This window comes from Nocardia gamkensis NBRC 108242 (genome assembly GCF_001612985.1).
GTDB lineage: Bacteria > Actinomycetota > Actinomycetes > Mycobacteriales > Mycobacteriaceae > Nocardia > Nocardia gamkensis.
In genome coordinates this window covers 45,754-64,633 of the sequence record NZ_BDBM01000011.1, presented here as the reverse complement: position 1 = coordinate 64,633, position 18,880 = coordinate 45,754, and the positions used below count along the sequence as shown (strand labels likewise).

Below are 18,880 nucleotides of genomic sequence, written 5' to 3'. Positions count from 1 at the left end.
TAAGGAGCGCGATGCGGACCCTCGGCAATGTCTTGATCACCGGTGGCGCTTCCGGGCTCGGCGCGGCGGTCACCGCCGCTGTCCGCGAGAACGGGGGCCGCCCCTATGTGATCGACCGGGTGGAGCCGGAGACGCCCGTCGATTTCGTGTGTGCCGATCTCGCCGACACCTTCGCCGCCGAACAAGCCGTGCGCGAACTCGTCGAACGCGCCGGTGGCCGGATCGACGGCGTGTTCACCGCCGCGGGAATCGACGCGTGCGGTCCCCTGGACAAGGTGCCCACGAAGAAGTGGGAGTACGTGGTCCAGGTCAACCTGCTCGGCACAGCCGCCGTCATCCGCGCCGCCCTTCCGTCCCTGCGTGAGAGCCAGGGCACGGTGGTGACCTGCGCTTCCACCCTGGGAATCAAGGCCGTCGGTGACGCGACCGCCTATTGCGCCTCGAAATTCGGTGTCGTCGGCTTCACCCGGGCGCTCGCCGCCGAAACAGCCGGCAGCGTCGGGGTGACCTTGCTGATCCCGGGCGGAATGCACACCGCGTTCTTCGACGACCGCGACGAGCAGTACAAGCCGCCGCCCGACGCCGAACTCAACCGGCCCCGGGACGTCGCCGACGCGGTGATCTTCGCGCTGCGGCAGCCGCCGGGTTGCGAGGTCAGGGAACTGGTCGTGTGCGCCTCGGAAGAGGGATCGTGGCCCTGAGCCACCCCATTCTCGTGCTCCGCGCACTCGGGCTCGGTGACCTCCTCACCATCGTGCCCGCCCTGCGCGGACTGAGAAACGCCTACCCGGACGACCGGGTGGTACTGGCCGCGCCCGAAGCGCTCCGCGATCTGGTCGGACTCATCGACGCGGTGGACGAACTGCTGCCGACCGCGGGACCGGGTGCGCTCCGATGGCACGGCGCGCCGCCGAAGCTGGCGGTGAATTTGCACGGCAGTGGGCCGGAAAGCATCCGGGACCTCCTGGCGGCACGTCCCGGCACTGTGCTGACCCACCGGCATCCGGATTTCCCCGACCTGCCCGGCCCCGCGTGGCACGAGGACATGCACGAGGTCGATCGCTGGTGTCGGCTGCTGCGATTCGGACGCATCGACGCCGATCCCACCGCCCTGCTGCTGCCCGTGCCATCGGAGCCCGCCCCCGAGTCGAACGTGGTCGTGTTGCATCCCGGCGCGGCCTATCCCGCACGTCGCTGGCCGTCCGAACGCTTCGCCCGAGTGGCGCGGGAACTCGGCGCCGACGGCCACCGCGTGGTGATCACCGGTACGCGCGGCGAGATCCCGTTGGCGAACGCCGTCGCCGAACAAGCCGGACTACCGCCCTCGGCGGTGCGCGCGGGACGCACCGGCCTGGCCCAACTCGCCGCGCTGGTGGCCCGCGCGGCACTGGTCGTGTGCGGCGACACCGGCGTAGGGCATCTCGCCACCGCCTTCGGCACTCCGTCGGTGCTGCTGTTCGGCCCCACGCCGCCGCATCGCTGGGGACCGCCCACCGCCGCGAAACACCATGTGCCGCTGTGGGCCGGGGCCGTGGGCGATCCGCATTCCGACCATCCGGATCCCGGGCTGCTCCTGCTGCGACCCGAGCATGTGCTCACCGCCGCGGCCGGGCTGCTCGGCGGGAAGGCGCGCCATGGGTAGTCGCGTCGGTGTGGTGGGCGCCGGCTACGTGGGGCTCACCAGTGCCGCCTGCCTCGCCCACTGGGGACACCACGTGGTCTGTGTCGACAACGACCGGGCCAAAATCGCGGAACTTCGCGCGGGCACCGTCTCGATCGCCGAGCCGGGCTTGCCGGAACTGGTTCGGGAAGGGCTTTCGGAGAACCGGCTCGTCTTCACGGCGAACCCCGGCGAGTTGCACCGATGCGAAGTGGTTCTGCTGTGCCTGCCCACGCCGATGGGCACCAGCGGAACGGCCGACCTGGGTGTGATCGAGGAGGCGCTCGAGACGTTGTCCACCGTCCTGTCGCCGGATTGCGTGCTGGTCACCAAGTCCACCGTCCCGGTGGGGACGGCCGCGCGGATCCCCGCACGGTCCGGTCTCGCGGGCACGCCGGTCGTCAGCAACCCCGAATTCCTCCGGGAGGGCCACGCGGTCGAGGACTTCCTGCGCCCCGACCGTGTCCTCGTCGGTGCGGCCGACGACGACCGGGAGGCGGCCGACCGCGTCGCGGCACTGTACGCCGCGACAGGCGCGCCGGTGCTGCGATCGGACCCGGCCAGCGCGGAACTGGCCAAGTACGCCAGCAACGCCTTCCTCGCGGTCAAGCTCTCGTTCGTGAACACCTTGGCCGAACTGTGCGAACGGGTCGGCGCCGATATCACGAAGGTCACCGACGCGATGGGGATGGACGACCGGATCGGTCCGGCCTTCCTCACACCGGGCCCCGGTTGGGGCGGATCGTGCCTGCCCAAGGACACGCGCGCGCTCCTGCGGGCCGCCGAGGCATCCGGGGTGGACTTCGCCGTGATCCGTGATGCCCTGCGCGCCAACGACCGTCAGCAGGCGATGGTGCTGCGCAAGATCCGCCGCGCGGTCACCGGCACGGTCGACGGCTCGCTGTCGGGGACGCGGATCGGCGTGCTCGGTCTCGCGTTCAAAGCCGGGACGGGAGACCTGCGCGACTCCCCCGCCCTCGCGGTCGCACGGCAGCTCACGAGGCACGACGCCACGGTCACCGCCTACGATCCGTGTGTCCCGGCGGGCACCCCCGGCCTCGACGGCGTTCGGGTGGTGGACGACCCGTACCTGGTGGCCAAGGACGCCGGTGCGCTCGTAATCCTCACCGAGTGGCCCGAGTTCCGTTCGCTCGACTGGGCGAAATTCGCGACCGTCGTCGACCGGCCCGTCGTCGTGGACACCCGCAACCTGCTCGACGAGCACCTACTGAGCGGCACCGGCTTCACCTTGCTCGGCACCGGCGTTTCTCTCCGAGGCCCATAGATCTGAACGGCGCGCCGGCACGCCGCTCCTGCGATCCGGACGGCCACAGCTCCACGACACCTGCTGCGGCACTCCGGCCGTGGACGCATCGGCCGCGTCGGCACACGCCGACGGTTACGCTGTAGGCCAACGCTGATGGAGGACGGGTTGATGCGGTCGGGGGCGGCATGACGGACGCGAACGACAATGTCATTTTCGTGGCGATGCCGGGCACCATCCGCGGGGAGAACGCCCGCTGGAAGGACGTCGCCCAGATCAAGAAACATTTGTACGAGCGAATCGCTCGGGAGGTGAGCGCCCAGACCGGTGTCGAGTACCGGTTACGGATCGAGGTGGATGAGGATCGAGCAGGCAACATCCACCAATCGATGTTCGGCGCAGCGATGCGCGCGCCCGTATACATCGCAGACCTCACCGGCCTAAACGCCAATGTCTATCTCGAGTTGGGGGTTCGCTGGGCGGTCAAAGACTGCGTGACTGTGCTGACCTGCCAAAGTTTGCACGACGATCTCGCGTTCAATGTCAGCCCCAGTAAAGCTGTCAAATACGGCAACGATCCCGAAGAGCTGGAGACCGCCGCCACGAGGATCGCCGACATGATCGTGAAAGGGCTTCGGCAGCCGGGGTACGTGGACAGCCTGGTGCGTCAGAACGCCGAGTTGATCACGCTCGAGCGCCACGAAGTGGAGGAGCTTCGCGCCGAGAACGCGCGGCTGGCCCACCAGCGCGGTGACGACTTGATTGCGGCCGCGCTCAATGCGGAGCACGACAAACGGATTCAGCTGTTGCACCAGGCAGTCGCGGTCAATCCAGCAAATGTCCAGGCGCATTTCTTGTTGGGCGAATCGGCCATCTCGGCAAGCGAATACAACGACGCCATCCAGTACCTGACAGAGGCGACGCGTCTCGAGCCGTCATTCGCCCCGGCCTGGCGGGAACTCGGTGTCGCGCAGAGTCGAAACGGGGCGCTCGACATCGCAGTCGATTCCGTCCGTCAGGCTGTCACCTTGCACCGCGAAGACGCGGAGGCTCATTCGATCCTCGGCGGCATCTACCGCCGGAAGGCGCGCAACCACTACGACAGCACCGGACGGTATGACCAGGTGATGCTCCGGCAGGCTCGGGATGCCTACGCAGAAGCGGGCAGGATCGACAATCGGAATACCTACCCCTTGATGAACCTCGCTCGACTCGACCTCCAGCTCGCCGGAAGTGACGAAGCCCGGAGGCATCATGCACTCGCCGAATTCGAGGAGCTGGAGCACCTCGCACGGTACAGCGCCCGCTCGGAGGGCGATGAGGACGCTTGGAAATGGTTCGACCTGGCAGACGCCTTGGCGTTCACCGGCCGGACCGAGGAGGCTTTGGCAGCATCGCGCGACGGCTTTCGTAGGTTCGAGGAACCACACCGGACCTCGGTCGGCGCGGCAGCGGCGGCGCCCCTGCAGGACATTCTGAACTCCACTCCATTGCCTGCTGACATCGACGCGGCCGTCCGCGCGCTGATTGCGTCATATCGCACGGCCTCGACGTGACACAGAGGAACATACCGAGACGCCCCCGGTCGCCCCGTCACCCACGCCAGCCTGATCGGGGTGCGGCGTAGCCCAGACCCGGGGCCGTTCACTCCACCCGTCCGAAATCCGCCCCCGAATCCGGCGCCTCCTCACCCGCGCCGGATATCGGTTCGGTAACCCCCGTGCGGTCCGAGCGCTGCCAGATAGCTAGCACGTCGCGCGCCGGGACGATACTTCCCCGCGCTCACGCCCCCATTTCGACTCGATGTCACGATTCGATCACGCGCGGCCACTCCTGATCGTAGGACAAGATAGGCCTTTTCTCGTTCTGGCATTACCGCCACACTGTCGGTAACCGATAGTTAGCCTCATGAACGTCGTAGAGCGGCTGTAGTACCCGCCTCACGCGACGACTCGGCCGCCGGTGACGGCGATCGAGCGTCCTGTTCCATATCGAATCGCTACCTCGGTCGATCGGAGCGTCGGCCCGGAGAACGTTATGGCTATCCCAGCGTCCATGTCCGACCCATTCGATACGGCCGGTGCCGGTGTTCCCTCCGCCGCCCGATCGAGCCGAAGCGCCACCGCGGACCCGGCGCGGTCCGCCCGCGGTTTCGACGAGCAACTCGCGCCGCTGAGAATCCCGGCGCTGGTCCTGGGCGCTCTGATGATCTGCCTGGGCCTCCTGGCGCTGCTGCCGTTGCGGGCATGGTTGCACGACTACGGCGCATGGCTGGTGATCGCCGCCTACCTGCAATACCTGGGCGTTGCGGCGACCTTGGAGATCTGGGGTCTGCGTATGACCGCGAAAGGCGGCCGCGCCAGGTGACACGCGGCGAGGCGAGCACGTCATGTGAGGGCGCGTACGGTTTCGCTACGGCTCGGTCTGCATCGACGACGACGATTCCATCGCGCCAGGACTTGCCTTGACGTCGGCGGCAAGGTTTACCGTTGCGACGCCGGGGTGGGATCCGCTGGATTGCCTGAGCTTCGTCGCCGCGGCCATGCGACGGCTGCTGCTGGGCACCGGCGTCCTGTTGCTGCCCTACCGCCATCCAGTGGTGCTGGCCAAACGCTTGGCCACCATCGACGTCTTGTCCGCGGGACGCATGCGGCTGCTCACCGTCGGACTCGGCGCCCTGCCGGGCGAGGCGCGGGCCATGGGGGTGGACTTCCACACCCGCGGTCGCCGCGCCGACGAGGCGATCGACGTGCTGCGGCTGCTGTGGTCGGGCGGCCGCGAGGGCGTCGACTATGACGGTGAGTTCTATGCCTTCGACAAGCTGTGCAGCTACCCCAAACCACTGGGGGCAAAGGCGCTTCCGATCCATGTGGGCGGGTCCAGCCGAGCCGCCGCACGCCGCGCCGGTCGACGGGGCGACGGCTACTTCGCGGGTGGCATGCTCGACGACACCGAGCGTGAGCTGCAAATCGAACTGGCACGCAAGGCGGCCGCCGAAGCGGGCCGTGACCCGGCCGCTCTCGAGTACACCCGCTGGGGCTCGGCCGATCTGCCGGTCGAACAGGTCCGGCAACTCGAAGATCGAGGAGTGACGCGGATCGTCGTCAACCTGGCCCCGGGGACGGCCGATGAACAGCACGACCGAATGTCGGAATTCGCCGAACGATTCGATCTCACAAGGGATTAGATCGGGCGGTTCGATCGTGGACAAACTGACGCTGCTGTTCCGCATCGGCCTCGGCCGACTCGAGCACGATCGCGACGTCACCGAATCCTGATGCGCGACAACTCCATCGGCACCGGCGTACTCGAGGTCTACCGTCGCGACGAGTACCTGGTGTTCGTCTCGGCGGTGCGGCGCGGCCTGCTCGAACTCACAGAGCAGGACCGGGAAGCCGCCGCCGCGGTACTGGAGTCCATGGAGGCGGCTGTGAGTGCCGAGGCGGGAGTGTCCGCCGGGCCGGTGGACGAGGCGACTCGACCGAGATCGGCCGGTGACACGCCGCATACCTGATCGGTGCCGCAGGCCGGGCCGCGAAGCGGACATTCCGGCTACCATCTGGCAAATGCACGTTCAGCGATGGTTCCCGGCCGGTGATCCGCCTCCCCCAACCTGGTCCGCAGCCGCCCGGAGCCGGCAGGCCGCCCGCGTCACCCGGACAAGTCGTCAGGACCGGTTTTCCCAGACCTGACAAGTTCGGCGCTCCGGAGCCGCTGCGGCGCGACCTAGGATGATCTTCCCGATCCCGAGCACGGTGGGCCGCGAACGCGGAGGGAACGACATGCTCTCGACGACGAACGAATCGGAATTCTCCGGTCATCGAACCGGAAGGAAGAGGAGGGATGCGGGTGGGCTCGACAGCGCGATCTGGGAAGCAGCGGGTTGTTCGTGGTCGGCTGAGGAAGACCGGCGCTGTCATGGCGACAGCCGTGCTCATGTCGTCGATCGGGGCGGCCGTGGCGACAGCCGCGCCGATCCACGCACCGATAGCGCGCGCACCGGTGGGCGGATACACGGAGCTATCCGTGCCGTCCAGCATGGGGCCGATCAAAGTCCAGGTCCAGTGGGCGGCCCGCGGCGGGAGCGCGGCGCTGTATGTGCTCGACGGCCTGCGTGCCCCGGCCGATCACAGTCAGTGGACGACCGATACCGACGCCCTGCGCCAGTTCGCTGACGACAACGTCACAGTGGTGTTCCCGGTCGGTGGCCACTCGAGCTTCTACACCGACTGGTACCGATCCAGTAGCACCAACGGTCAAGCGGCGACGTACAAATGGGAAACCTTCCTTACCAAGGAACTGCCTGCCTATTTGCAGGGATACGGCGTGTCGCGCACCAACAACGCCATCGTCGGCGCCTCCATGGGCGGCAACGCCGCGCTGACGCTGGCCGCCTACCACCGCAATCAGTTCAAGTTCGCCGGATCCTTCTCCGGATTCCTGCACCCGACATTCCCGCTCTGGAACGAAGCGATGCGCGCCGCGATGTGGGATGAGGGCAACTTCAACGTCGACGACATGTGGGGTCCGGCCGGGGACCCCGCCTGGAGCCGCAACGATGCCACCGAACAGGCGGAATTGCTGCGCGGACTGCCGATCTACGTCTCGAGCGGCAACGGCCTGCCCGGCCCGCTCGATGTGCCGTTCGGATTCGGGAACACCGTCAACGCGATGGGACTCGAGACGATGACGATCACTTCCGTCCAGATGTTCCGCGATCGGCTCGCGGAACTCGGCATCACCGCCCGCATCGACATCACCGATGGAACGCACACCTGGCCCTACTGGCAGCAAGCGCTCGCGACGGCGCGTCCGATGATCCTCGATACGCTCGGCGCGCACTGAAGGCGGCGGTCAGCGGGTCGCGCAGCGGGACAACGGTCCGGAAGTAGCACCGCCGCGCCCACTCCGAGAGTGTGAGAGCCGCGGAACGGAAATAATGTGCTCGTGTAGACGAGGACCGCATTCGCGGTATGGCAGGGCTCGAAACCGCGATCAGGGTGCCACCGCTGCCGGAGCATCGAAAGGGCGGGCTGCGCTACCCGATTCACCGGCGCACCGGGCCGTTTCGATGCCGGAAGACGGGGTAGATGCCGGGAGTGGGAAACATGCCGCCTGACGGGGTCGATGAGGCAGTGGTCGCCGCCGCGCGACAGGTGATCGAGCAGGCGAAGGGTGCGGTGATGCTGGTCTACAGCGTCGACGCCGACCACGCCTTCGCGATCCTGCGAACCGCCTCCCAGGACACCAACATCAAACTCCGCGACATCGCGGCCGCGGTGGTCGAGGAACTCCCCGAGATCGGCGCACCTCGAGACATGGAAGCGCTACGAGAATCCTTGGACCGCGTGCTGTTCAGAGCCACCACCCACCAGCCGCACCACTGACAACCGTCCACGGCCCGTCGGAGGTCGGTAGCCGCCGAAGCCCAGCCCAGGCCGGCTCGGTGAGCGGAATGTGACGACTCGCGGCGGCGGGCGCTGCCGCCGGGCAGGGGGAAAGTTGTGCTTGGTCCGGCGGCAGCGCGCGTATCCGACAGCGGGTACCGGCCACCCCCAGTGGTGACCAAAACATCTGTACCCGCCTGTTATTCGTCACAGCAGCGCTCAGCGTTACATGACAGCGCCATCTCCCGGGTGTGACGCTCGTCGCACATTGCCGCCGACTGCTGTCACCACATGATCAGGCGCCCGGGTGCCATGTCCGGAGCGGAGGTGCTCGGCACCGGTCAGGCGGCACCGACCGTCGACGCACGAACGTTGCAGTCGGCCCCGTGAGATGGTTTGCATCAGCCCGATCGCCCAGCAGGTCGGGCACCCGCGCAGTGCGAGCAGACCCACCGGTGCGAGCAGCAAGGCGAACATCCCGAATACCGGCAGCAACGCGATCGCGCCGATCAGCGCGCCGAATCCCACGACGCCGCGTGCCAGATGCCGGGGCACCGAGGCGCTGGCGAAGTTCTGCCCGTCAGTCATTCTGTCCGCTCCTTTCCGGAGTTGGGTGCGGTGTATTCCGCAGCTGGTGCTGCACCGTTGCCCGGGCACGGTGCAGCCGTGACTTCATCGCCGCGACACTCAGGCCGAGCATGCCCGCGACCATCCGGCCGCTGTACCCCTGAACGTCTCGCATGATCAGCACCCGCCGCTGGTCGGCGGGCAGCGCGGCGATCACCGCCGCCACTCGGGCGGCTTCGAGTCGCTGCACGGCCTCGTCCTCGGCCGACGCCACGACGGAATCGGGCATCAGGTCGAATTGCCTTGTCACCATGCGCCACTGCCGTACGCACTCGTTGCGGACGATGCGGAACATCCACGACGCCAGCGCACCGGAGGCCCGCAACGTCCCGATCTTGCGATAGAGGATGATCAGCGCTTCTTGTGCGGCGTCCTCCGCGTCTTCGGCGGAGGCGCACAGTGTGTGCGCGAACCGGCGCACATGCGGGTACGAGCCGGATACCAGTGCGGCGATCGCCACGGCGTCGCCTTCGCGCGCCGCGGCCACCAAACGCTCGTCCGGCCAGGTGTGGTCAGTCACGCGAGCGGCTCCAGCGGCGGAGCACGGTAACGCTGCACCAGCCCACCAGCACGGTCACCACTGCGATGGCGGCAATGATCACGATAACCTCCTCGATTCGCGCCGACCTGGTTGCCGGCACGTGTATGAGAGGGCCGGACATCACCAAAGGATTCACCGCGAATGTCAGCACAGCCGATGCGGCAGGTTCGAGCAACTGCCGGGAGTTGCCCTCGACCCGGTTGCCGTCACGCCGCTGCGGTACGCAGAATTGTCGCCGTGGCCGGTGGTTCGACTCGACCGTTGTTGTTCTTGGACGTCGATGGGACATTGCTGCCCTACGGCACCGCCGCTCCAGCGGTGAGCGAGGTGGACTGGTCGGCACGGCAGCAGCCATCGAATCCGCTCCTGTCCGGGTTGACCCGAAGCCTCGGCGACCGACTGCTGGCACTGGACTGCGAGCTGAGGTGGGCCACCGGCTGGGGCGAGGACGCCAACCGCGTGCTCGCGCCGATCCTCGGTCTGCCGCAGCTGCCGGTGGTGGCGTTGCCCGACTATCCCGGCGGCGACTATTTCGACGACGAGTTGCACTGGAAGACCAGAGCTGTGGTCACCTCGGCCGCCGGACGCTCGTTCATCTGGATCGATGACGAGATCAGGGAGCAGGATTCGGCCTGGGTCTGCGGAAACCACCACGGCCGCGCCCTGCTGCATCGTGTCGACGGCGTTCTGGGTCTGCTCGATACGGACTTCACAGCGCTCACCGATTGGCTACGGACCTCACCGTAGCTGTCCGGGGTGATCGACCACCGCAGGCGGGTCGTCGCGGCCACCACATGGCACCATACGCGCTGCGGGCTCGGCCCCACCCGCTTGGATAGGGTCCCGGCAAAGCCCGCATCCGGCAGGGAACCTGGAGAAGGAGTGCTGCCTCCACGCCAATACGAGGCACTGACAACCGCATTGGGTCTCTCGGACTCCGGCACGCCTGTACCTGCGGGCTGCAGATACTCTGCGTCGGTGCCCATTTCGTTCGACACCGGTCGGATGCAGCAGGTCGACAACGCGACCTGGCGCGATCCCCGGACCGGTGACATGGTGAACGTGACGTACTTCGGCCTCGTCCCGGACCTGCCCGCACCGCTCGAGGATCTGACGACTCTGCGTCGTCGCCTGGCCGAGCGCAGCGCCGAGAACGGCTGCCTGATCGAGGCTTTCGTGGTGTGGCTGGACGCTCAGCCCGCGCTGTTGCGAATGGAGAAGCTGCCGTTACCGAACCAGCCGCAGGGCTTGGTGTTCGCCGCGTCCGTGATCGTCCCGAAGGCCGACAGCAGCGCGGTGCTACAGATCCTTTGTCCCGAGTCCGGCACCACCGGTGTGCGCGAGGCCGTACTCGCGACGGAGATAGGTTTCGACAACATGTATCCGCCGCATCCCTACGCGCCCGAGGTGCGGGGGCGGCTGCCGTTCACCATGGCCGACGACATCCGATGGGACGCGAAATTTCCCGACCATCCCCTCAGCCGCGCCCGCCGCTGGATCGCACACACCGTCCCGACCGCCCGGCTGGCCCCCGAATTCGCGGCCTTGCCCCCGTTCGCCGGCTGAGCGCTCGGTGACGCCGACACCCGAATGAAGGGCCTGCGCAACTTGCTACCGTGACGGCGACAGCAAGCCTCTCGAGGGGAAGATGTGGGGGCGCGATGACGCGGAGTGCGGACTCGACCGGCGCGACGGTCTCGACCGGATGGGCGATCTTCGCGCTCGCCGCAGGCATCGCGGCGCTGTTGGCGCAGGCCGCGCTGGTGCCGTTCACCGCCGCGCCGCAATTCGGCTTGCTGGTCAACCACGGTGATTTGGCGATCTACCGCAATGCCGCCCGCGCGGTGCTCGATTCGCAGGAGCTCTACTCCGCGCCGATTCCACCGGGGGGTTGGTTCACCTACCCGCCGTTCGCAGCCTTGTGTTTCGTTCCGCTCGCGATCGTGTCGTTCGGCGTCGCGAAAGTCGTCTGGTTCGCGATGTCGTGTGTTGCTCTGTGGGCCACGATCTGGCGATGCTGGCGAGTGCTCGGTTACCGCGGCGATGCGCGCCTGGCACTGCTGTGTCTCGGACTGGGGTTGGTCGCGGTCGACATCGAAGCGGTACGAGGCACGCTGTGGCAGGGGCAGATCAACCTGCTGCTGATGGCGGTCCTGGTCTGGGACCTCACCCGTCCGGCCTCGGCGCGGCTGCGTGGATTCTCGGTCGGCCTTGTCGCCGGGATCAAGCTGACCGCGATCGTGTTCCTGCCGTATCTGCTGCTCACCCGGCAGTGGCGCGCCGTGGCCACCGCGGTGGCCACCGGTTCGGCCACCGTGGTCGCGGCCTGGCTGATCCTGCCGGGCGACGCCTGGATGTTCTGGCGCGATGCCGCCGGCGACGTCGACCGCATCGGCCCGGTCACCCACCCGGGAAATCAGTCGATCAACGGCGTGCTGTCGAACCTGTGGGCACCGCAGCTCGCACCGGACTGGCTCTGGGCGACATGTGTCGCCGGTGCCGCCGGTTTCGGCTATGCCGCCGCGGTCCGCGCCCACCGCACCCGAAGGCCGCTGCTCGGGATCGTCGTGACCGGGTTGATCGGATGCGTCGTGCCGCCGCTGGCGTGGGGCCACCACTGGGTGTGGTACGTGCCGTTGCTGATCGTCTTGCTGCACTCCACGGCGCGGGTGAACACGTGCCGCATGCTCCGGATCACCGCGGCGACAACCACGTTCGCGGCGTCCTCGATGTGGCTGACCAGTTGGCTCTACGCCGAAATCAAGACCCTCGGCCTGACCGGGGCACCCAGCTACGTCCCCGCCATGACCGCCGCGAGCGAACAGATGCCCCCCACGGTACGTGCCATCGTCTGCGGCGTCCCTGTCGCGGTCTACCTCGCCGTGGTCACCGCGATCCTCACCCGGACACCGACCGGACCGCGAAAACAAGACCCTGCCGCCGAAGTACCCGAGGTCCCCGCGCACAGTTGAGGCGACCACCATCGCGGTGACGCCCGGAAGTGTGAGGAATCGGGAGTTCCTGACCGCCGGTGGATCTGATCTCGATCCCGCTGTATCAGACACCTCCGCAAAGGATTTTGCTCGAAACGGTGCTCACCGGGGATAGATCCGGCCGAGATCGAAGTGCCCCCGTAACACGAATTCGCTGATCGACCCGAAAATCGTCGATCAGCGCCAGCGGGTGATGCGTCGACGAATTCGAAGGACGTACGCGGCGCGATACCACTTTTCGAAGCATCCGACAGGCCGAGTTATCGCAGCAGAACCGCTCGCAGCACAATGTTCCGAAATTTCTCGATGGTTCGAGTCCGGTTCCATCTTTCGCAGCGAAGCCGTATCTTCCAGCGCCCTTCGGCATTTCAGAACCGTGTGATGTCGTTCTCGCCGAATAACACCGAGTGATGAAAACCCGCCAGCTCGTCCGCCGGGTTCACATGGGCGCGGATGTGGTAGCCCTTCGGCTCGACCGGTGGGTATGCGCTGTTCGAACCGGGTCCGATGGGATAGCTCGGTAGCACGGACGATGCCCGATGCGGCCGATCTCGCCCTGACATCTCGGCGACGAACAACTCTTGCGGCGGTAGTACGGCCCGGTCGTATACTCGCAATATGGCGGATGAATCGTCCTCCACCGAATTTCCCGATGCGCCGGTTCTCGTGGTGCAGACCAGGGAACGCGTCTATCGGCTACGTGCCGGGGGCGCATATAACGTCGGCCGGGATCCAGAGGCCGACGTCGTCGTCACCGATCCGCGCGTATCTTCCTTGCATGCCGTTCTGGAACGGGATGCGGAAGGTTGGAAAATCGAGGACGCGGGCAGTCTGAACGGAACCTTTTTCGACGGTCACCGCGTCGAGGAGATGGTGATCGACCACGACGAGACGTTCCAGCTGGGTCACGCGGTCGACGGCGAGCAGTTGGCCTGTTCCCTGGAAGGACAAGACGGGCGGCCCGCCCCCGAGTCCGGTGCCGAGGCCGGTGGAGACACGATGCTCGTCGCCGATCCCGGCTACGACCTCGACGACGAAGCCACGGTCACGAAGTTCCTTCCGGGCGTCCCCAGGCGAGTTTCGCCTCCGACCGCCCATCCCACCGCGGTCGTCCGGATCACCGAACCCACGCTCCGGATCGGACGGGCTACCGACAACGACATCGTCACGCCCGACCTCATGGTCTCCCGCCATCACGCCGAGCTGCGCACGATCGGCCCGGGTAAGTACCGGATCGTCGACCTCGACAGCCATAACGGCACCTACGTCAACGGCTCCCGAGTCGAGGCCGCCGACCTCACCGACTTCGATTCGATCGGTCTGGGGCATACCACGTTCCGGCTGGTCGGCGACGAGCTGCGCGAGTCCGTCGACACCGGTGAGGTGTCGGTTTCGGTGCAGAACCTCACGGTACGGACACCGGAAGGCAAAGTGCTCCTGGACGGGGTGGGGTTCCCCATCCCGCAACGCTCGCTCGTCGGCGTCATCGGGCCGAGCGGGGCGGGCAAGTCCACTCTGCTCGGCGCGGTCACCGGATTGCGGCCCGCGACGGAAGGGACGGTCCGCTACGACGGACGCGACTTGTACACCGATTACGACGAGCTCCGGCACCGGATCGGACTGGTCCCGCAGGAGGACATCCTGCACAACCAGCTTCCGACGCGGCGCGCGCTGCTCTACGCTGCCGAGCTGCGCTTCCCCGGTGACACGGGACGCGAGGAGCGCGAGCAGCGGGTCGACGAAGTGCTCGAAGAACTGGGCCTGGCACGGCACGCGGATACCCGCATCGACAAGCTCTCGGGCGGTCAGCGCAAACGGGTGAGCGTCGCGCTGGAGTTGCTGACCAAACCGTCGCTGCTGTTCCTCGACGAACCGACCTCCGGTCTGGACCCCGGTCTGGACAAGACGGTCATGGAGATGCTGTCGGAACTGGCACACGACGGACGAACGGTCATCGTCGTCACCCACAGCGTGGCGAACCTCGATTCCTGCGACCGTCTGCTGGTCTTGGTGCCCGGCGGCAAACTGGCCTATTACGGACCGCCCGCCGAGGGATTGCAGCAGTTCGGGAAGCGCACCTGGGCCGAGGTCTTCCAGGCATTCGACCGCGATGAGGAGCGCGACTGGGCCGGTGAATTCCAGGCTTCGCCACGCTTCGAGCAGTACGCGGCGGTCGCACCGACCGACGATGTCGGCCCCGCGGAGGTGCACACACCTGCCCCGCCGCCCGCGCCGCAGTCCAAGTTCAGCCAGCTCAGTACGTTGTGCAGGCGATATCTGGCGGTGATCGCCTCGGATCGCAGCTATCTGGCACTACTCGGTGTGATGCCCGTACTGCTGGGCGGCTTGATCGCCGCGGTGCCATCGGGCGAGGGGTTCATCGGGGCGCCGGGAACCAACGTCGATGCCCCGACCAAGCTCATGGTTTTGGCCTTCGCCGCCTGCTTCGTCGGCACCGGCAACTCGATTCGCGAGATCGTCAAGGAGCAGACGATCTACCGCAGAGAACGCGCCGCGGGTTTGTCGGCGGGCGTCTATCTGATGTCGAAACTGCTGGTCCTCGGGGTGATCACCACCTTGCAGGCGGCGGTGCTGGTGTTGGTCGGCACGATCGGTGTGAGCATGCCGCCGAAAGGGCTTTTCACCTCCGTCGAGCTGGAGCTGATCCTCGCGATGGCGCTGCTCGGCATCGCGTCACTGGCTCTGGGCTTGCTGGTGTCGGTGGCGGTGAACACCTCGGAGAAGACGCTGCCGCTGCTGATCGTGCTCTCCATGGCGCAACTGGTACTCACGGGCGGGCTGGTGCGGCTCCCCGGCACACCCGTTCTGGAGCAGCTGTCCTACATCTCGCCGTCCCGCTGGGGGTTCGGCGCGGGAGCCGCCACCCTCGACCTCGACACCCTCTCACCGCATACGGGCGCACCCGACCCGCTGTGGAAGAACACCCTCGGCACCTGGCTCCTCGATATGGGAGTCGTCGCCGGCCTGGGGGCTGTCTTCCTGGCCCTGGCCTGGTACCGCCTGTACCAGTTGCGCCCGCGGCGCCGCGGCGCACGCCGCGCGGGGCTTTGACCTCCGAGGCGGGAGACGGGCCGCACTACACCGTCAGATAGTGGCTCGTCGTACAGGTCACATGCGCGCTGGAGTTCCTCCCGGCACGTGAATAAAGAGGTGCTCCAGTTGGAGACCACCTTCACCTCCTCCATCTCACCGCATCCCCGGTCTCCGCGCAGCCAATGAGTTGTCACGTCAATGAAGGTTCCATGCGATCGTCGTCACGCCTACACTGAGCCGTTATATAACGGCACGTTATCCAGGTGTGCGTGAACGGCTCGTTCGCCGCCCTTCGACGAATGGATATCGACATGGTGGCGGCTTCGGCGAAACCTTCCGACTGGTCCTTCGAGCGCAAAGGCACCGAGTGGGTCGCCGATGAAGAGCGCCGAGGCAAACCCAGGACCCTTTTCTGGCCGTGGGCCGGTACCAGCTGCAATGTGCTCTTGGTTTCGTTCGGTCCGTATGTGACGGCGCTCGGTCTCGACTGGCATCTGGCCGCTTTGGCCGCGGCGATCGGCGCGGTCCTTTCCTTCCTGCTGCTGGCTCTGGTGTCGCCGGCCGGACAGCAGGGCGGGGCCGCGACCATGGTGGCGGGTCGGGCGGCGTTCGGATTCCATGGCAACAAGGTCCCGACCGCGATCAGTTATCTGGCGCTGGTCGGATGGGAGACCTTCTCGGCCGTCCTGGCGACGCTCGCCGCTCGCACCGTGATGCGTCGACTCGCCCCGGCGGCGGATACCAGGCCGCTGATGGTCTTCACTCTCCTCACCGTCATCCTGGTGAGCACGGTGCTCGGAATCTACGGCTGTCACGTGATTCTGCGGATCCAGAAGTGGTTCGCCCTGACCTTCACCGCCCTCACCATCGTCTACATCGCACTGACTCTGCCCAGGATCTCGTTCGCCACCCACGGCCACGGCGGCCTGGGCACATTCGCGGGCGGGGTCCTGCTGATCGCCAGCTTGCTCGGTCTCAGCTGGGTCAACTGCGCGGCCGACTACACCAGGTATCTGCCTCGCGAGACCAGCAAACGCGCGCTGGTGGGATGGGTCACCTTCGGCGGCACCGCCCCCGCGATAGTGCTGATGGGATTCGGGACGCTGCTGGCGGCGGGCGATCCGGACGTCGCGGCACTGGCCGAGACCGATCCGATCAGCGCCTTGTCGGCACATCTGCCCACTTGGTTCCTGGTGCCGTACCTGATCCTGGCGTTGGTCGGCTTCGTGTCCGGCTCCACCATCGGCCTGTACTCCTCAGGGCTCGCGCTGCAGACCTTGGGCGTGCGGATGCCTCGGCACTACACCGTGCTGATCGACGCGGTTTTGATCGCCTGCGCAGGCGGATATGTCGTTTTCGCCGCTCCTGGCTTCTTCGCCCCGTTCCAAGCGTTTCTGACCACCACGGCGGTCGTCATGGCCGCCTGGTCCGGGATCTTCGTGGTCGACCTCTGGCAGCGCCGCCGCGTCGGATACGACCGGACAGCGCTGTTCAGTCCGGTCGGCGGCTACGGCGGGGTGAACCGCGCGGGAATCGGCTGTCTCTGCGTTGCTGTGATCGTCGGGTTCGGCCTGATCACTTCCCCCGATCCGCATATCGGCCCACTTCTCGGATATCTGTTCACCCCCGCCGCCCGAGCGAGCGGCCTGGGCAGCAGCAACCTCGGTATCTTCGTCGCCCTTGTCCTTGCCGCGCTGGGATACGCGGCGCTGCATCGAGTGCGTCCGGTCGCCGAGCCGCCCCTCGGCGAGAGCCGGGAAACCGAGCCGGTCGGTGTGGGTGCGTAGACGCGACCGTCGTCGAGCCCTCATCACTCCGAATCCAGGCCTGACCGTCGTGTGACAGCAGCGTCCCCAGCGCTGTGCGACCGGTCGACCGAGTTGTTGCTAGCATGCTAACTTGCTAGCATTGCTGCATGGGCGAGGAAGTGAAGCAGTTCAACGTCTATCTGCCGGTCGAGTTGATCAAGCAGGTCAAGTACCGAGCGATCGAGTCGGAGATGTCGTTGTCGGCGCTGGTCACCGACGCGCTGCGCGCCTACCTCGCCGACGAGCACCCGCAGTCACCTTCTGGAGAGGATCGACAATGACGACCGAGGGCATCGAGGCCGTATTCCTGGAGACCCACAACTGGGGCAGGATGGCGAAGTTCCTGCAGGGGTTGGGTTTCGCCATAGAGTTCGAGACCGATCACCATTCCGGCCAGTTCCGCAACGGCGACGGCCCGTACGTCTTCGTCGCCGAGGTCTCGCCGACGCAGCAATCGCGCACCCAACTGGTGCTGAAGGTTCCGAGTTCGCAGGAATCTCCGGGCGACGGCGTGGAGATCGTCACCGGCTTCGAACCGACCCACTACGGCACGCAGGAGATGACCGTCCGCGACCCGGACGGTCGACTGTGGAGCCTGCAGGCGCCGGGCGAGGAGTGAGGCATGGCACACGAGACGCTCACGCCGGACAGCACCGCCGTCCGGGTGGCACTGTGGCGTGCCCTGCACGTCCTGGACGACCCGCCCCCGCACGTGTTCGACGATCTCACCGGTCTGCGCCTGGCCGCGCCCGAGGAGGACTGGCGGCACCGGCCGGACATGGATCCGCAGACCACCGCACCGATGCGCGCGGGCATCGTGTCCCGCGCCCGCTTTCTGGAGGACCTCCTCGCCGAGCAAGCCGAACGCGGCGTGGATCAGTACGTCGTGCTCGGCGCGGGGCTGGACACCTTCGCCCAGCGCAGGCCCGACCTAGCCGCACGGTTCACCGTCTTCGAGGTCGACCAGCCCGGCCCCCAGGCGTGGAAACGGCAGCGCCTGACCGAACTCGGTTTCGACATCCCACCGTGGCTGCGGCTGGTACCGGTCGATTTCGAGGTGGACGCGTGGTGGCGGCGGCTGATCGAGGCCGGCTTCGACCCCACTCGCCCGGCGCTGGTCGCCTCCGCCGGCGTCTCGATGTACCTCACCCGCGATGCGAACATCGCGACGCTGCGACAACTTTCGCAGCTCGCGGCGGGTTCCACCCTGGCAACGACGTTCCTGCTGCCACTCGGACTCGTCGACGCCGACGAGCAGCGACTACGCCGGTTCGCCGAAGAGGGCGCCCGCCGGTCCGGCACCCCGTTCCTCAGCTTCTTCCGGCCCGAGGAATTGGTGAAGCTGGCCGAAGACGCCGGCTTCGCCACAGCCCGGCACATCTCGTCCGCCGAGCTGACCACCCGCTACTTCGCCGACCGGACCGACGGCCTGCGGCCGGCCGAATCGGAGCAGATCGTCATCGCGACGACTTGACAGCGCCCACGTAACAGGGCGCCGCTTGACCTGCCTCCTAACAAATGAGAGCATTGCTCTCTAGAAAGAGCG

General features: G+C 67.0%; 19 protein-coding genes. 17 read left to right on the top strand and 2 right to left on the bottom strand.

Annotated elements, in window-relative coordinates; all coding sequences use genetic code 11:
* Positions 1–11: 11 nt before the first annotated feature.
* From NG1_RS12250 to NG1_RS12210, 9 genes are all read left to right on the top strand, one after another.
* Positions 12–701 (top strand): SDR family oxidoreductase, encoded by a 690-nt coding sequence (locus NG1_RS12250; RefSeq protein WP_062970200.1) that lies wholly within the window; start codon positions 12–14, stop codon positions 699–701.
* Positions 692–1,642, top strand: coding sequence for a glycosyltransferase family 9 protein (locus tag NG1_RS12245; RefSeq protein WP_062970198.1), 951 nt, complete (start codon positions 692–694; stop codon positions 1,640–1,642). The genes NG1_RS12250 and NG1_RS12245 overlap by 10 nt, the downstream gene beginning before the upstream one ends.
* Entirely contained in the window at positions 1,635–2,945 is a 1,311-nt protein-coding gene (locus NG1_RS12240) for a UDP-glucose dehydrogenase family protein (RefSeq protein WP_062970196.1), read from the top strand. Before NG1_RS12245 ends, NG1_RS12240 begins: the two co-directional genes overlap by 8 nt.
* A gap of 167 nt (positions 2,946–3,112) precedes the next feature.
* Complete coding sequence (locus NG1_RS12235; protein ID WP_062970194.1) at positions 3,113–4,480, top strand: tetratricopeptide repeat-containing protein; 1,368 nt, start codon at positions 3,113–3,115, stop codon at positions 4,478–4,480.
* A gap of 499 nt (positions 4,481–4,979) precedes the next feature.
* Entirely contained in the window at positions 4,980–5,291 is a 312-nt protein-coding gene (locus tag NG1_RS12230) for a hypothetical protein (RefSeq protein WP_062970192.1), read from the top strand.
* A gap of 97 nt (positions 5,292–5,388) precedes the next feature.
* On the top strand, positions 5,389–6,111 hold the full coding sequence (locus NG1_RS12225; protein ID WP_245659871.1) for a TIGR03619 family F420-dependent LLM class oxidoreductase: 723 nt from the start codon (positions 5,389–5,391) through the stop codon (positions 6,109–6,111).
* Between the two features lie 90 nt (positions 6,112–6,201).
* A complete protein-coding gene (locus NG1_RS12220) occupies positions 6,202–6,438 on the top strand; it encodes a hypothetical protein (RefSeq protein ID WP_062970190.1) in 237 nt (78 codons plus the stop codon).
* A 329-nt stretch (positions 6,439–6,767) separates the two neighbouring features.
* A complete protein-coding gene (locus NG1_RS12215; RefSeq protein WP_084498869.1) occupies positions 6,768–7,769 on the top strand; it encodes an alpha/beta hydrolase in 1,002 nt (333 codons plus the stop codon).
* A gap of 263 nt (positions 7,770–8,032) precedes the next feature.
* Entirely contained in the window at positions 8,033–8,311 is a 279-nt protein-coding gene (locus NG1_RS12210) for an ANTAR domain-containing protein (RefSeq protein WP_245659870.1), read from the top strand.
* Between the two features lie 225 nt (positions 8,312–8,536).
* Here the strand turns inward: NG1_RS12210 and NG1_RS12205 are convergent, their stop codons facing one another.
* Entirely contained in the window at positions 8,537–8,899 is a 363-nt protein-coding gene (locus NG1_RS12205; protein WP_210750090.1) for a hypothetical protein, read from the bottom strand.
* A complete protein-coding gene (locus NG1_RS12200) occupies positions 8,892–9,458 on the bottom strand; it encodes an RNA polymerase sigma factor (protein ID WP_062970183.1) in 567 nt (188 codons plus the stop codon). Before NG1_RS12200 ends, NG1_RS12205 begins: the two co-directional genes overlap by 8 nt.
* 258 nt (positions 9,459–9,716) lie before the next feature.
* Between NG1_RS12200 and NG1_RS12190 the strand changes: the two genes are divergently transcribed.
* From NG1_RS12190 to NG1_RS12155, 8 genes are all read left to right on the top strand, one after another.
* Positions 9,717–10,226: an HAD domain-containing protein gene (locus NG1_RS12190; protein ID WP_062970179.1), complete on the top strand. Its 510-nt coding sequence runs from the start codon at positions 9,717–9,719 to the stop codon at positions 10,224–10,226.
* A 231-nt stretch (positions 10,227–10,457) separates the two neighbouring features.
* On the top strand, positions 10,458–11,045 hold the full coding sequence (locus NG1_RS12185) for a hypothetical protein (protein WP_084498867.1): 588 nt from the start codon (positions 10,458–10,460) through the stop codon (positions 11,043–11,045).
* Between the two features lie 95 nt (positions 11,046–11,140).
* On the top strand, positions 11,141–12,451 hold the full coding sequence (locus tag NG1_RS12180) for a glycosyltransferase 87 family protein (RefSeq protein WP_062970175.1): 1,311 nt from the start codon (positions 11,141–11,143) through the stop codon (positions 12,449–12,451).
* 639 nt (positions 12,452–13,090) lie between these two features.
* Positions 13,091–15,544 carry an FHA domain-containing protein gene (locus NG1_RS12175; protein WP_062970173.1) on the top strand — a complete coding sequence of 818 codons (2,454 nt, stop codon included), beginning with the start codon at positions 13,091–13,093 and terminating at the stop codon, positions 15,542–15,544.
* A 251-nt stretch (positions 15,545–15,795) separates the two neighbouring features.
* On the top strand, positions 15,796–17,313 hold the full coding sequence (locus tag NG1_RS12170; RefSeq protein ID WP_157114012.1) for a purine-cytosine permease family protein: 1,518 nt from the start codon (positions 15,796–15,798) through the stop codon (positions 17,311–17,313).
* 128 nt (positions 17,314–17,441) lie between these two features.
* Positions 17,442–17,615 carry a ribbon-helix-helix domain-containing protein gene (locus tag NG1_RS12165; protein WP_062970169.1) on the top strand — a complete coding sequence of 58 codons (174 nt, stop codon included), beginning with the start codon at positions 17,442–17,444 and terminating at the stop codon, positions 17,613–17,615.
* Complete coding sequence (locus NG1_RS12160) at positions 17,612–17,953, top strand: hypothetical protein (RefSeq protein ID WP_062970167.1); 342 nt, start codon at positions 17,612–17,614, stop codon at positions 17,951–17,953. The genes NG1_RS12165 and NG1_RS12160 overlap by 4 nt, the downstream gene beginning before the upstream one ends.
* 3 nt (positions 17,954–17,956) lie before the next feature.
* Complete coding sequence (locus tag NG1_RS12155; RefSeq protein ID WP_062970164.1) at positions 17,957–18,808, top strand: class I SAM-dependent methyltransferase; 852 nt, start codon at positions 17,957–17,959, stop codon at positions 18,806–18,808.
* Positions 18,809–18,880: the final 72 nt, after the last annotated feature.